This is a genomic window from Aeromonas sp. QDB68 (assembly GCF_027707405.1).
In the GTDB taxonomy this organism is placed as follows: domain Bacteria; phylum Pseudomonadota; class Gammaproteobacteria; order Enterobacterales; family Aeromonadaceae; genus Aeromonas; species Aeromonas caviae.
Genome location: NZ_JAPCIQ010000008.1, coordinates 55,234 through 68,927, shown reverse-complemented (window position 1 = coordinate 68,927; position 13,694 = coordinate 55,234). Strand labels below are relative to the sequence as shown.

11 protein-coding genes are annotated in these 13,694 nt (G+C 61.8%); 3 read left to right on the top strand and 8 right to left on the bottom strand.

The window, feature by feature from the left end; all coding sequences use genetic code 11:
• The first annotated feature begins 32 nt into the window (after positions 1–32).
• The 3 genes from PG892_RS04775 (at position 33) to PG892_RS04765 (ending at position 4,006) form a co-directional block, all read left to right on the top strand.
• Complete coding sequence (locus PG892_RS04775) at positions 33–1,850, top strand: extracellular solute-binding protein (RefSeq protein WP_270825185.1); 1,818 nt, start codon at positions 33–35, stop codon at positions 1,848–1,850.
• Positions 1,851–1,875: 25 nt separating this feature from the next.
• The gene (locus PG892_RS04770) at positions 1,876–2,913 is read left to right on the top strand and encodes an ABC transporter ATP-binding protein (protein WP_270807538.1); all 1,038 of its coding nucleotides are present in this window, start codon (positions 1,876–1,878) and stop codon (positions 2,911–2,913) included.
• 91 nt (positions 2,914–3,004) lie between these two features.
• Positions 3,005–4,006, top strand: coding sequence for an ABC transporter ATP-binding protein (locus PG892_RS04765; protein ID WP_270825184.1), 1,002 nt, complete (start codon positions 3,005–3,007; stop codon positions 4,004–4,006).
• Positions 4,007–4,635: 629 nt separating this feature from the next.
• Here PG892_RS04765 and PG892_RS04760 read toward each other — a convergent pair.
• The 8 genes from PG892_RS04760 to PG892_RS04725 all read right to left on the bottom strand — a co-directional run bounded on the left by PG892_RS04760 (position 4,636) and on the right by PG892_RS04725 (position 13,490).
• Entirely contained in the window at positions 4,636–6,087 is a 1,452-nt protein-coding gene (locus tag PG892_RS04760; protein ID WP_042883298.1) for an aminoacyl-histidine dipeptidase, read from the bottom strand.
• Positions 6,088–7,188: 1,101 nt separating this feature from the next.
• Positions 7,189–8,349 carry a phage late control D family protein gene (locus tag PG892_RS04755; RefSeq protein ID WP_270825183.1) on the bottom strand — a complete coding sequence of 387 codons (1,161 nt, stop codon included), beginning with the start codon at positions 8,347–8,349 and terminating at the stop codon, positions 7,189–7,191.
• The gene (locus PG892_RS04750) at positions 8,349–8,840 is read right to left on the bottom strand and encodes a phage tail protein (RefSeq protein ID WP_270825182.1); all 492 of its coding nucleotides are present in this window, start codon (positions 8,838–8,840) and stop codon (positions 8,349–8,351) included. Before PG892_RS04750 ends, PG892_RS04755 begins: the two co-directional genes overlap by 1 nt.
• Before the next feature lie 12 nt (positions 8,841–8,852).
• Positions 8,853–11,288 (bottom strand): phage tail tape measure protein, encoded by a 2,436-nt coding sequence (locus PG892_RS04745; RefSeq protein ID WP_270825181.1) that lies wholly within the window; start codon positions 11,286–11,288, stop codon positions 8,853–8,855.
• Positions 11,285–11,416, bottom strand: a complete 132-nt coding sequence (locus PG892_RS04740; RefSeq protein ID WP_041214901.1) for a GpE family phage tail protein — start codon at positions 11,414–11,416, stop codon at positions 11,285–11,287. Before PG892_RS04740 ends, PG892_RS04745 begins: the two co-directional genes overlap by 4 nt.
• A gap of 8 nt (positions 11,417–11,424) precedes the next feature.
• The gene (locus tag PG892_RS04735; protein WP_270825180.1) at positions 11,425–11,709 is read right to left on the bottom strand and encodes a phage tail assembly protein; all 285 of its coding nucleotides are present in this window, start codon (positions 11,707–11,709) and stop codon (positions 11,425–11,427) included.
• A gap of 77 nt (positions 11,710–11,786) precedes the next feature.
• Entirely contained in the window at positions 11,787–12,302 is a 516-nt protein-coding gene (locus PG892_RS04730) for a phage major tail tube protein (RefSeq protein WP_270825179.1), read from the bottom strand.
• 9 nt (positions 12,303–12,311) lie between these two features.
• On the bottom strand, positions 12,312–13,490 hold the full coding sequence (locus tag PG892_RS04725) for a phage tail sheath protein (protein ID WP_442865617.1): 1,179 nt from the start codon (positions 13,488–13,490) through the stop codon (positions 12,312–12,314).
• Between the last annotated feature and the right edge of the window lie 204 nt (positions 13,491–13,694).

Genomic DNA, 13,694 nt, shown 5'->3' with positions numbered 1-13,694 from the left:
CCCAGTGCAGGGGCATGACCAGGAAGTCAAACATGAACAATAAAATCAAATGGACAGGTGCTCTCTTTCTGCTGTTGAACGGATCCTGGGTGTGGGCGGCCAGCCTGCCCGCGGATCTGACGTGGGAGACCAACGACACCGACCCCGTGTTCGCCTCTCCCAAGGCGCTGCCCGGCGGCAACCTCAATCTCTTCGTCGACAGCTTCCCGTTGACGTTTCGCACCGTGGGGCCGGATTCCAACGGCTCGTTCCGCTCCTTCATCCTCGACAACCAGATGAGGCTCATCAGCTTCCATCCCAACACGGGCAACCCCATTCCGGCCCTGGCGAATGCCTGGGCCATCGCACCGGACAGCCAGACCGTCTATTTCAGGCTCGACCCGCGCGCCAAGTGGTCCGACGGCAAGCCGGTCACCGCCGATGACTACACCTTCGGCTACGAGATGATGCGCTCCAAGGACATCAAGGGCCCCTGGTTCAACAACTACTACACCACCGAGGTGGTGGCGGTGGAGAAGATTGACGACCACACCATCCTGGTCAAGGCGGGCAGCCGCAAGGCCAAGCTCGATCTCCTCAACACCACCGAACTGTGGCCCCAGCCCAAGCACTACTACAAGATGGGCCCGAACTGGGTGAAGCAGTACAACTGGGCCGTGGTACCCACCACGGGCCCCTACGTGATGAGCGACGTGAAGAAGGGCAAGTCCGTCACCTTCAGCAAGCAGAAGGAGTGGTGGGCAAAAGACGATCGCTACAACCAGCACAGGTTCAACCTCGACACCATCAAGGTGCAGGTGATCCGCGACCACAACATCGCGTTCCGCCACTTCCTCAAGGGGGAGCTGGACACCTTCGAGATGATCCTGCCCAACTGGTGGCATGAGAAAGCGGTCACCCCGGAGTACAAGCAGGGATACGTGCAAAAGGTGATGGCCATGACCGACACCAAGCAGGGGGGACAGGGGGTTCACCTCAACGTGGCCAATCCCAAGCTGGCGGATCTCAACGTGCGGCTCGGCATTCAGCACGCCTTCAACATCGACAAGATGATAGAGACGGTGCTGCACGGCGATTATGACCGCGCTACCACCTTCGGCTCTGGCTTCGGGGCCTTCACCGACATCGCGCTCCCTGAGCGGGCCTACGACATCGCCAAGGCACGGGAGTACTTCGCCAAGGGCGGTTACGGCAAGCAGGGACCGGACGGCATCCTGCAAAACGACAAGGGAGAGCGGCTCACCCTGGCCCTCACCTACACCAGCCAGGAGCACTCCAAGCGGCTGACCGTGCTCAAGGAAGAGGCCAAGAAGGCGGGCCTGGATCTGGAGCTCAATCTGGTGGATGGCGCCACCGGCTTCAAGGTGATGCTGGAGAAGAAACACGAGGCGGCCTGGCTTGGCTGGGGGGGCGGCGGTCTCTATCCGCAATACTGGGAGTCCTTCCACTCCGACAACGCCAACAAGCCCCAGACCAACAACCTGTTCAACGTGGCTGACAAAGCGCTCGACAGCCTGATCGACGCCTACAACGTCGAGTTCGACATGGACAAGCGGGCCGCGCTTTCCCACCAGATCCAGCAGCGCATCTATGATCTCGCCATCTTCGTGCCCGGCGTTCAGCTCAACTACGTGCGAGCCAGCAGCTGGCGCTATGTGATGCTGCCGGAGGTGCCCGCCACCCGCAACACCCCGGATCTGCTCTACTGGCCCATGGATGGCTACCCCCACAGCAGTGGCGGCCTGCTCTGGATCGATCCCAAGGTGAAGGAGGAGACCCAGAAGGCCAAGGCTGACGGCAAGGCGCTGGCCTCCATCACCCTGATCGACAAGACCTATGCACATCATTGATGTGGCCCAGAAGGGAGCAGCAGTCATGCCCAACACACAGGCCGCCGCCCCCGGCACCAGAGATCATGAGGGGCAGTCTCTGTCCCCCATCCTCGAGGTGCGGGATCTCGAGGTGGAGTTCGCCGTCGACGACGGCAAGATCAAGGTGCTCGACGGGGTCAGCTTCCAGGTCGCCCCGGGCAAGACCCTGGGGATAGTCGGCGAGTCCGGCTGCGGCAAGAGCGTCACCTCGCTGGCCATCATGGGGTTGCTGCCAAGGCCCCACGGCCAGGTGGTGGCGGGCTCCATCCGCTTTCAGGGGGAGGAGCTGCTCAATCTGCCGCCGGAGCAGATGTACAAGGTGCGTGGCAACCGTATCTCCATGATCTTTCAGGAGCCCATGACGGCCCTCAACCCGGTGCAGACGGTTGGCGATCAACTGATGGAGGTGTTTCGCCTCCACCGCCCCGATTACAGCAAGGCCCAGCGCCGTGACGCCGCCATCGCCATGTTGCAGAAGGTGGGGATCCCCGAGCCTGCCCAGCGTTTCGCGGCTTATCCCCACAATCTTTCCGGCGGCATGCGCCAGCGGGTGATGATCGCCATGGCGCTGGCCTGCGAACCGGCCCTGCTCATCTGCGACGAGCCGACCACGGCGCTCGATGTGACCATCCAGGCCCAGATCCTGGATCTGATGAAGGAGCTGCAAGCCCAGACCGGCATGGCCATCATCTTCATCACCCACGATCTCGGGGTGGTGGCGGAGCTGTGCGACGAGGTGGTGGTGATGTATGCCGGGCGTGCGGTGGAGCGGGCCGATATCTATGAACTGTTTGACCACCCGCGCCATCCCTATACTCATGGTCTGATGGCCTCGATCCCGCGTCTGGAAGATGTGCCAAAGAGCCTGCTCAAGACCATCAAGGGTCAGGTGCCCGCCCTGCACGAGATGCCGGCGGGGTGCCGTTTCTCCAACCGTTGCCCCCATGCCACGCCCCTTTGCGTGGAGACCATACCGGTGACCGAGCAGTTGAGCGAACGCCATGGGGTGGCCTGCCACCACTGGAAGGAGGTGAGCCTATGAACGGTCTGGTGTTACGGGGTGTCGCAGGGCAGCCTGGCGGCGGGAAGGCGACCAGGTCGTCTGCTGCCATGAATCGTCGGGGATGGAAGTCATGACCAGCTTGTTGTCGGTAAGCAATTTAAAGCAGCATTTCAAGATGGGTGGCGGTTTCTTGCGCAAGCAATACACCGTCTACGCGGTGGATGGCATCAGCTTTGATCTCAAGCAGGGGGAGACCCTTGGCCTGGTGGGAGAGTCGGGATGCGGCAAGTCCACCCTGGGGCGTTCGTTGCTCAAGCTGTTCGAGCCGAGCGCCGGCTCCATCACCTTCGAGGGGCGTGACATCACCCAGCTCTCGCCCAAGGAGATGCGATCCCTGCGTCAGGAGATGCAGATCGTGTTCCAGGATCCCGCAGAATCCCTCAACAGCCGCCACACGGTGGGGCAGATCCTGGAGGAGCCCTTCATCATCCACGGCAAGGGCAACGCCGAACAGCGCCGGACATGGGTGCAGGAGCTGCTGGAGAAAGTCGGCTTGCCCGGCAGCGCGGTGGATCGCTATCCCCATGAGTTCTCTGGCGGCCAGCGCCAGCGCATCGGCATCGCCCGCGCCATCGCCCTCAAGCCCAAGCTGCTGGTGTGTGACGAGGCGGTGTCGGCGCTCGACGTGTCGGTGCAGTCCCAGATCGTGAACCTTCTGCTCAATCTGCAGCGGGAGATGAACCTCGCCATCATCTTCATCGCCCATGACCTGTCGGTGGTCAAGCACATCTCGGACCGGATTGCGGTGATGTATCTGGGCCGGATCGTCGAGCTGGCCGAGGCCCAGGCACTCTACCTGGCACCGCGCCATCCCTATACCCAGGCGCTCATCTCCGCCATTCCGGTGCCGGATCCGCGGCGGCGCAGCCAGCGTATCCTGCTGACGGGAGATGTGCCGTCCCCCATCTCGCCGCCGAGTGGCTGCCACTTTCACCAGCGCTGCCCCCATGCAACGGATCTGTGCCGCACCCGCTCGCCCGCCCTTGAGGCGTGCGGCGGGCAGGGGCATCAGGTGGCCTGCCACTTCCCCTTACCCGTGCAGGAGGCGGTGCCGTTGGGAAAGGCGATATGATGCCGGCGCCCGCCACGTCGCGACCGGCATCGCTGCAAGGTGGCACCGAGAAGGCGCAATAGAGGCGGAAACGGGATAAAAAAATGGGGCCTGCGGGCCCCATCTTCATGGTTGGAGTTCAGGTTTGGCCGTGGGAATTCTGGCCCGGGCAGGACAGCGCCCCGATGGGGGTGGCTGCTGTGTGGATTGCTGAGTTGTTTTGTAGTTTTATTACGTTGCTAATTTCAACTTCCGGACAGGCGATATCAGGCGCCATAACGGAAGTAGTAATTGCGGGTTGCAGGCGCATAAGTGTCTTTCTCTTCAGCACCTTTCTTGCTGGTTGCACCCTTCAGGTGGAACAGCACTGCCAGATTCTCGAACATATGATGACCTCGTTTCTCTGTGGTTCATGGGTTGTGTGACCTTGGTCACGTTCTGATCCTAGGGGCATATGTGAGCTGGATCAACTTTTTGTGTTGTAAATTTACATAAATCATGGAAAGGGTTTTCAAATGCAGACCTGTTCATGGATACGGTTTCAAGCCAGTGCCACGCGTGGAATCGGGGATATGAGAGAGGTGGCCGAGGAGGGAGCACAAAAAAGATGCCCCGCACGGGGCGGGGCATCGGTATGGTCGTGAGCTGGCTTACTTGGCCGGGATATGTTCCAGCACGTGAACCAGCAGTTGCCAGAAACGCTCGACCGCCGGGATGTGTACCTTCTCCCCCGGTGCGTGGGCGCCACGGATGGTCGGGCCGAAGGAGACCATGTCCCAGTCCGGGTAGGCGCTCTTGAACAGACCGCACTCGAGGCCTGCATGGATCACCATGACGTTCGGCATCTCGCCAAACAGGGTCTGGTAGCTGTTGCGTACCAGCGCCATGACCGGTGAGTCAACGTTCGGTGCCCAGCCCGGGTAGGCGCCTGTGAACTCGCAGCTGGCGCCGGCCAGGGTGAACAGGGAGCGGGTCATCTGCTCGATGTTCTCGCGACCGGAATCGATGAGGGAGCGGATCAGGCACTGCACATAGACTTCCCCCTCGAGTGTCTTGATGACACCCAGGTTGGTGGAGGTCTCGGTCACGCCCGGGATGGCGTCGCTCATGCGCATCACCCCGTTCGGGCAGGCCATCAGGGCATCCAGCAGGCGGCTTTGCAGGGACTCGCTCATGAGCTGGGCCGGTTTCTCCCGGGCGGTGAGCAGCACGGTGAGGTTGGCCTCGGTGGCGGCCAGCTCGCTTTGATAGATGCCGGCGTAGCGGTCCACCAGGGCCTTGAAGTCAGCCACGCTGGCGGCGGGCACCAGCAGGCTGGCACGGGCCTCGCGGGGGATGGCGTTGCGCAGGGTGCCGCCGCTGAGATCGCCAAGGCGCACCCCCAGCGGTTCGGCGGCCTTGAGCAGACGGACCAGCAGCTTGTTGGCGTTGCCGCGGCCGCGATGGATGTCGACCCCGGAGTGGCCGCCGCGCAGGCCCTTGACCTGCAGCTCGAAACCTTCACCCTCGGTGGCAGCGACCAGCTCCAGGGGGAAGCGGATATTGGCATCGACCCCGCCGGCGCAGCCCATGTAGACCTCGCCATCCTCTTCGGAGTCGGTATTGAGCAGGATCTCGCCCTCCAGCCAGCCCGCTTCCAGACCGAAGGCGCCGGTCATGCCGGTCTCCTCGTCGGTGGTCAGCAGCACTTCCAGCGGGCCGTGCTTGATGGTCTTGTCGGCCAGCACGGCCAGGCAACCCGCCATGCCCATGCCGTTGTCGGCACCCAGGGTGGTACCACGGGCGGTGACCCATTCGCCATCGATGTAGGCATCGATGGGATCGGTGGTGAAGTCGTGCTGGGTGTCGGCGTTGGCCTGGGGCACCATGTCGATGTGGGCTTGCAGCACCACGGCCTTGCGGTTTTCCATCCCCGGCGTGGCCGGTTTCTTGATGATGATGTTGCCGACGGCATCTTGCTTGACCGCCAGGCCTTCTCCCTGGGCCCACGCCACGATCCAGGCGCTCAGCTGGGCTTCGTGCTTGGAGGGGTGGGGGATGGAGCAGATCTGCTCGAAGAATTGCCAAATCAACTTGGGAGACAGAGAACTGAGCTGTGCCACGTCGGGACTCCTTACCAGCATGGAAAATGTCGGGCCCCACTCTGCGGGCCGGGGAAGAGGATAACGATAATACAGTCAATCACGCAAAAATGTGAGCGATCAGCGCAAATGACGCTCTGCTTGTGCTGGGAAAGGGAGCATGGATGGCGAACTTCACTGCCTGCCTTATTCGTGTCAGCACAACATCAGTTATGTGATGTTGGTCACAAAAATATTGTCTTTTTGGCGCCGGGTGGTAAATTAGCCGCCGTGGCCAGCCCACTTGTCAGGATGACAATCAATGCCTCCAGGGAACCGAAGCAAAGCAAGTGCGCCTCCATGGAACCGAGTGTCAGTTCAAGGATGTGAACCCGCATTAAGGTACGTAACTTGTTAAGCAATCAGGAGTTTATGATGTCAGGCAGCAATTCAACCTATTGGTTTGCCCAATCTCTCTATACCCAGGGCTTCAACTACCCGAATCCCTACGCCACCCGCCGTTAAGGCTCGCAGGCGTCACAGGTAACAGCAGCAGGTGCGTGAGGATCCTCTCCTCCCCCTGCTATTTTTTTGCCCGAATGTCATGGAATGTGTGTCAAACGGCTAACCTGTCGGTGTCGCCGGAGCCCTCCCAAAAGGGCGACAGAGCGGGAGATGGCGGACATTTCCTGTTTTTCGCATACGTTTGCCGCTCAATTTATCCATAAAGAGTGCTATCATACCGGCCCAACAGCCGGCCCGAGATCGGGAGTCCACCCGACATGGCCGCCAGCTACACCCCATCCCTGTTCGCATTGCATCCGTTTTTGCCGCCGAGGCGTCAGCCCCGAGGCCGAAAAAGTGCAAGCAAAATTCGGGAAACGGGGTGCCAGAATTGACCTGAACCCGTCTCTTTGCCGGGTTTCGCCTCATAAGTGATTGCTTTATAACTCGTTGAGATCGATAGCATGCCAAAAAAGTTCTATGCTCTTTGGTGTGCTGGTTTATTGGTTATTTTATTTGATGTAAATCAACAGTTTATTGTTGTTCACTGAGGTGGTGATGGTCTCGGTGGCGGCAAAGTGGCGGCAGGGGATTTGATGATCGAGAGTGGCGGCAGAGTGTAAGCTCTGCCGCCATTTTTCATTCTGGGAGTTCTTCAAGCTTCACTTCGAGCTGCAGGCGGTTGGTGAAGCCTTGGTTGGTGAGGTCGTGCACTACCTGGGTGAGCTGCCAGTCGGCCTCGTCAATCTGGGGCTTGAACCCTCTGACGGTGGTGGGTTGCTCCGGGTAGAGTTCAGGGCGCCCCATCGCCAGGGTGATCTGGAAGTCTGCCACGCCGCGTTGCAACTTCTCCCATTCAGCCCGGGCTGCCCGCATGGCATTTGCCTGGCTGGCATAGACATGCCGCAGCTCTTTGACGTTCTCGCTGCTACCGACCAGCAGTTCGTTCTCTTGCTTGTTGACCATGACCCCCGGGGGCAAGGGCCGTTCCTGTTTCGGCTTGGTCTTCTTCTTGCGCTTCACCTCGACTTTCTTCTTTTCCGCCTCCTTGTTGTCTTGCCAGTAGGCGGTCACGCCGGTGTAGGCATCCCGGTCGGCAACCGAGAAGCGGTGTTGATCGCCATCCCGACGGGTGATGGTGATGGCCGGCAGAGGCTGACCGCTGACGGTGGTGCCCTGGCCCGCCTTGATAAACAGCAGGCGGCCATTCTTGACGGTGGCGATGCCATCGCACTGAACTGCCAGGCGGGTGAGGAAGGCGAGATCGCTCTCGTTGGCCTGGTCGATGTGGTCAATCAGCTGGCCCTTGAGTGAGTCACCCACGCAGGGGGTGAGCTGGTAGCGGGCGGCGACCTGGCTGACGATGTCGCTGACGGTGGTCTGGTGCCAACTTTGCTCACGCAGTTTGTTCATGCCGCCGCGCAGGTCGGCTGACTTGCCCCGTATGGTGAGCACATCCGGGGCCCCGCCGTGCTCCACCTCGTCGATCTTGTAGGTGCCCTTGTCGACCAGGGCCTGGCCTTGCCAGCCAATGAGGGCGCGTAGGGTGGCGCCCCGGCGTGGCATATCGAGCTGGCCGTCGCTGTCATCGAGGGTGATCTCGATGGTGTCGGCGGTGAAGCCCCGGTTGTCGGTGATGGTCATTGACATCAGGCGCGGCCTGATGGCGGCCGAGATGTCTTTGCCGTCGACCAGTACCTGGTAAGCCGGTACCGGGTGGCCTTGGCGCAAGGCGTCGAGCGGATTGGTCAGCCCCAAGTTTTCGGCCAATCGCGTGCCGAACTGGTCGAAAGCCCCCATCAGAGAAGCCCCCCGAGCTTGTTGCCGATACTGCCGACCAGCTTGCCCAGGCCCAGGCGGCCAAAGAGGTTGCCCGCAGTGCGGCCCAGCAGGGTTTGGACAAGGGATCTGTCGTTGTCATCGACCCGCTTGAGCTTGATGGTGAACTCGATTTTACGGGCGGTGCCATCGCTGAAAAACTCGCTGCGGGTGGTGCTGATGCCCTCGATCACGAATGACCCACGCATGACGCCATCCCCCTGGATCAGGGGGAAAGCCTGACCGCTGTCAGCCATATTGTTGAGCAAGTCGAGGGAGACGGGGCCGCCGGTCACTTCGGGCAGCAGCACCCCGCTTAGGGTGGTGGTTTCATCATCGGGGCCGAGGTACTGGTATGCCGGGCGAGCACCGATCCGGTTATTGCCCGGATGGCGCCAGGCTCGCTCGTCTTGTTGTGAGAGGGGGGCAACGGTCGAGCGCATAAACACGAACCAGCCCAGGGTCATCATCATGGCTGTTGCTCCTTAGTTGCGGTCGGTCAGGGAGGCGCGGCCATTGGCAGCGGCCTGCCGTTCGCGTCTGTCCAGTTCGCGGCGCACCTCTTGCGCCACATCCGCGCCGGATTGCCCCGGTTGCTGGACGATGTGGATAGGGGCGTTGATCTCGGTGGTGGTGCTGCCTCTGGCGACTGGGCGCGGCGGCGTCACGATACGCGGACCGTAGCCGGATCCCCCGGCCATGGCGGGAGTGTTGTAGTTGCCGGTGAGGTAGCCTGACGGGTTGACGTTGGCCGTGACCGAGCCACCCCCTTTCATCCAGTCCGGCAGCAGGTCGGTGAGGGCCTTTATCTTGGCTTTCAGGCTCTCCCACTTTGCAGTGATGCCACCAATCAGACCGTCGACGATGGCCTTGCCCTTGTTGGCCGCCCCCGCTGGCAAGGTGTCGAAGAAGGCCCAGATCTCGCCCCAGTGCATAGTCAGCATGCCGAGGGGGGTCCATGAGAAGAGTTCTTTCAGGAGCTCCCAGAAGGCGAGCGCAGGGGCCTGACACTGCGCCCACAATCCGCTGAACCATGCGGCGACGCCATCCCAGTTCTTGTAGAGCAGGTAAGCCCCGGCGGCGATGGCCACAATGCCCATGATGAACCAGCCAATGGGGTTGGTGAGCATGGCGATGCCGAGCCTGACCATGCCCATGGTCAGTGCCTTGATGAAGGTCAGCAGGGGGCTCCCATAGACCAGCAGCATCGACATCCCCATCTTGATGGCCGCCAGGGGCCCCAGCAGGCCAGCAACAATCAGCAGCAGTGAACCGCCAGCGGCGGCGGCCACGGCTGTCACGGCCGCGATGCGGGTCAGGGTGGACGTGAGTTCAGGGTTGGCCCGCATCCAGTTGCCGGTGACCTGGATTATCTCGGTGATGCGCTGGATGATCCCGCGCATCGGGCCGTTCTCGGTCTCCATCATCTGGATGCCCACGTCATCCCACGCGGAGGTGAGGTTATCCAAATCACCGATGGCGTTATCAGCCATGACCTTGGCGACCTTGCCCGCCTCGCCCTGGGATTGCTTCAAGGTGGCGATGAGCTCCTGCAGCTTGCCGGTGCCTGCCTGTTTGGTCAGTACGGCCAGGGAGGAGAAGGCTTCCTCACCGGCGATGGCCTTGAAGTAGCCCGAGCGGGTGGTGTCCCCCATCTTGCTGGTCTTCTTGTAGAGCTCGTCGAGAATATCGGGCAGGGCGCGCAGGTTACCGGCGGCATCGGCGGTCTTCACGTTCAGGGCGGCGAGCGCATCGTGTGCGGCCTTGGGGGGCGCCGCGAGGCGGCCGAGAATGGCCCGCATGGCGGTACCGCCCATGCTGCCCTGAATACCGGCATCCCCTAGCTTGCCCGCCATGGCAGAGGCGGTTTCAAGGTCCACACCAAGGTCTGCCGCCACCGGGCCCACGTACTTCATTGTTTCCCCCAGCATCTGCAGGTCGACGTTGGCACGGGTGAAGGTGCCGACCATCACATCCCCGAGTCGGGTCATCTGGTTTGCAGGGAGGGAGAAGCCGGTCAGGATGTTGGTGCCGATATCCGCTGCGGCGGCAATTTCGACGCCCCCGGCCTTGGCGATGTCGAGCACCCCAGGCATGGCGTCACGGATCGCCTTGGGTGTAAAGCCAGCCATGGCGAGGAAGCCCTGGCCCTGTGCCGCTTCGCCCGCCGTGAAGGCGGTATTGGCGCCGAGCTCCCGGGCCTGAGCCCGCAAGGCGGCCAACTCGCCGCTGCCTTTGTCCAGCCTGGTGATCGCCTGCACCTTGGACATGTCGACATCAAAGCCCATGGCCTTGCTGGCGATGTTGGTGCCCTTGTAGATGGCCGCAGCACCGGTTGCCATGCCTGCGGCGCCATAGCCCGCCATGGAGCCGCGCATCGACATGGTCTTGTCATAGTTCGCCTTGACCTGGTTGAGGCGCTTTTGCTGGTCGGCCAGTTGGCCCAGCTTGGCGCGCTGCTGGTCGAGCTGGGTATTGGCGGAAGCCAGATCGGTCTTGAGGCGGCGCTGGTGTTCGCCGAGCTGCTTGGTGTTGATGCCTGCCTCGCCCAGGGCACGTTTCAGGCTGCCGTGACGGGCGACCATTTCCCGCTCTTGTTGGGAGAGGTCGCGCACCTTCTGTTTTGCCTGCTCCATGGCGCGGATCATGGCTTTGGTTGGTTGCTCGACCTTGGCAAGTTGCTGGGCCATCTGCTGGGCATCGCGCTGGGCTGCTGTGAGCTGGGCGCGGGTAGCGCCAATTTGGCTTCCCAGGGTGCGATAGCCGTCAATCTGGCCGCTCTGGGTTTCCAGTTCCTTGATGCGCTTTTTCGTCTCGGCGAGGTCTTTGGCCGTGGTTCTGCTCTGGCCGCTGGCGGCCTTGAGGGGGGCGGTGAGCTTGTCGACCGCCCCGAGGAGGATTTGCAGTTTGAGAGGGTTCATTGTTCGTCTGCCCCGTTGATGCGGTTGTGGGTTTCAACGAGGCGTTGGTGCCAGCCCATCAGCTCGCTGATCTCCATGGCCGCCATCTCGGAGGGCGGCCAGTGGGCGATGATGGCGATGTCGGCCATCACCTCGTCTACGCAATGAGGTAGGCCATTCTCTTCGGTACCAAAAAAGCGCTTACCTCGCTGCCCAGTTGCATCAGGTCGGCCGGATCCATGTTGCCGATCTCGACCTCGGTCAACATGGGGGTTGTGATGCGGGGCAGCAGTTTGGTGAGGGCGTTAACGTCCATCTGCACCACATCGGTCATATTGAGGCCGCGCATTTCGCCCGCCTTGGGCTTGCGCAGTTGAACCTCGGTGATGGTGGTATCGCCGCGCTGGATGGCTTGGTCGAGAGTCACTGTCTTGTGTTCCATGGTGTTGCGTCCTGGTGATGTGGTGAGGGCGGCACTTTCTATTGGGATAAGGGCCGCCCGTTGGGTTGTTGGGTGGGTTAGAGGCCGATGGCTTTGCGGTGCTCGGCCATCAGGTCGACGCCGTCGACAATCCAGATCATGTTGAGCAGGTCGATTTCGCACAGGACGACGCCGTTCATGGTCTCCTTGTAGTAGGTGTTGACCATGCTGACTTTGCTCTGGGTGTTGTCGCCGCTCTTGAAGGTGCCCCGGTCGAGCTCTTTGAAGCGGCCGCGCTGCACGATTTCGACCGAGACGATTTCGCCGGTGTCGTCACGCTGGAAAGAACCGGCAAAGCGCAGGGCGACGCCGTCAATCTTGGCGAGACCCATGCGTTTGACGAGCGCTGCCTCTGCGCCACCGAAGGTGAAGGAGGTGTCGAGGGCTCCATCTTCCAGCCCCATGTGGATGTTAGCGGCACCCATCATGCCGCCGCCGCGATAGGCTTCGAATTTCTGGCTCAGCTTGGCCGGGGTGAAGTCTTCGGCGACGCCAATCCAGTTCTCGCCATCCATGAAGATGTTGCCGTGTTTCAGTTTGCGTGGCAGTGCCATGGTGGCTCCTTATGCGGCGGCCGCGACGCGGGCGCCGAAGTCGATGAGGTAGGTGTCGGTGATGCGCTGGATGAAGCCGAGGTCTTCGAGCGGCGGCACCGGGGTGTAGTTGTAATCGATGCGCAGCTTGCCGGCCTTGAGGGTGTCTTTGTCGTTGAGCTCCTCGTTGTACCAGCAGTCAAAGCCGAGCAGGTAACCGCCCGCCACCAGTTCCCGGCCCTTGGCCTTGATGCCCTCGATGATGTCTTTCACCAGGGTGGGGGTAAGCGGTTTGTCGTTGGCCCACATGTGCGCCTCGGCCATGGTGTCGGCCAGTATCTGGGCGGTGCGGGTGTAGTTCTCGAAGGCGAACAGCGGGTCATCGGAACAGGTGCGGTTACCCCAGTACCGGAAACCATCTGACCGGATGAGAGCGGTGATTTCGTTGGCGTTGAGCAGGCCGACCTCGGTATCGGGGTCTTGCAGATCCCAGAACAGGGCCTTGGTCATGCCGTCGACCCCGGTCACGCCGACGTTCGACAGGGTCTTGTGCCAGCCAATCTCCTTGTCGATGAATGCCCGCATGGCGGCTGCCTTGAGGCAGGCATCCAGTTTGATACTGGCATTGGCGGTGGTGTCCCAGGCGGTCCAGTCGCCGTGGATCGGCATCAGTTCGCGGCTGGAGAAGTTCTCGCGGTAGGCGAGCGCTGCCTCGACGGTGTCGGCGATGGTCGGCACATAGGCGAAGGCGCGCAGCTTTTTGGCGGCGCCCGCCAGGGCGGTGGCGATGGGTAGGGTGCAGTTGTCCGGCACGCAGAGGATGCGCGGCTTGACGCCCGTGACCGGGGCGGCCCGCTCCAGCGCCTTGAGGCCGGTATAGCTGCCATCCGGCAGGATGGTGCCGATGATGTTGCTGGTCAGCTCGGCGGCGTCGGCGCCATCGGCCACGCGCACGGCGATGACGATGGTGTTGACGGTGTCATAGATGGTTTGCAGTGAGCGTTTGAGGTTGCCGGTGCTGCCCGCCTTGGCGATGGCCGCCGGCAGGTTGGCAATCAGCACGGGTTTGTTGAGGGGGAAGTAAGCGGCATCCGCATCACTGCCGGTGCAGATGATGCCGATCACCGCCGTGGCGACGGTGCGGATGGTGCGCGTGCCCTCGTTGACTTCCACGACGCTCACGCCGTGGTGAAATTGGTCCAGTGCCATAGGTTCTCCTGTTGTCCGGACGGAGCATTCTGTGCGTAGGTAATGCCTGTGATGCGAGCAGGGTCAGGATGCAGGGGCAGGGGATGTCAGGCGAGCGGCGGCCAGTGTGTGAGGGCCGTACACACTGGCGAGGCGGTGACAAGGTGAGGGCAGGCAACGGTGACGGGTGGCAGTAACGAAACACCCCGCACAGGGCGAGGTGTT

What these genes read in the sequence shown, in the direction of transcription:
- PG892_RS04745 (WP_270825181.1), bottom strand. Translation starts at nt 11,288, where the DNA reads ATGAACCCTCTCAAACTGCAAATCCTCCTCGGGGCGGTCGACAAGCTC.
- PG892_RS04765 (WP_270825184.1), top strand. Translation starts at nt 3,005, where the DNA reads ATGACCAGCTTGTTGTCGGTAAGCAATTTAAAGCAGCATTTCAAGATG.
- PG892_RS04740 (WP_041214901.1), bottom strand. Translation starts at nt 11,416, where the DNA reads ATGGCCGACATCGCCATCATCGCCCACTGGCCGCCCTCCGAGATGGCG.
- PG892_RS04770 (WP_270807538.1), top strand. Translation starts at nt 1,876, where the DNA reads ATGCCCAACACACAGGCCGCCGCCCCCGGCACCAGAGATCATGAGGGG.
- PG892_RS04750 (WP_270825182.1), bottom strand. Translation starts at nt 8,840, where the DNA reads ATGATGATGACCCTGGGCTGGTTCGTGTTTATGCGCTCGACCGTTGCC.
- PG892_RS04725 (WP_442865617.1), bottom strand. Translation starts at nt 13,490, where the DNA reads ATGGCACTGGACCAATTTCACCACGGCGTGAGCGTCGTGGAAGTCAAC.
- PG892_RS04775 (WP_270825185.1), top strand. Translation starts at nt 33, where the DNA reads ATGAACAATAAAATCAAATGGACAGGTGCTCTCTTTCTGCTGTTGAAC.
- PG892_RS04735 (WP_270825180.1), bottom strand. Translation starts at nt 11,709, where the DNA reads ATGGAACACAAGACAGTGACTCTCGACCAAGCCATCCAGCGCGGCGAT.
- PG892_RS04730 (WP_270825179.1), bottom strand. Translation starts at nt 12,302, where the DNA reads ATGGCACTGCCACGCAAACTGAAACACGGCAACATCTTCATGGATGGC.
- PG892_RS04755 (WP_270825183.1), bottom strand. Translation starts at nt 8,349, where the DNA reads ATGGGGGCTTTCGACCAGTTCGGCACGCGATTGGCCGAAAACTTGGGG.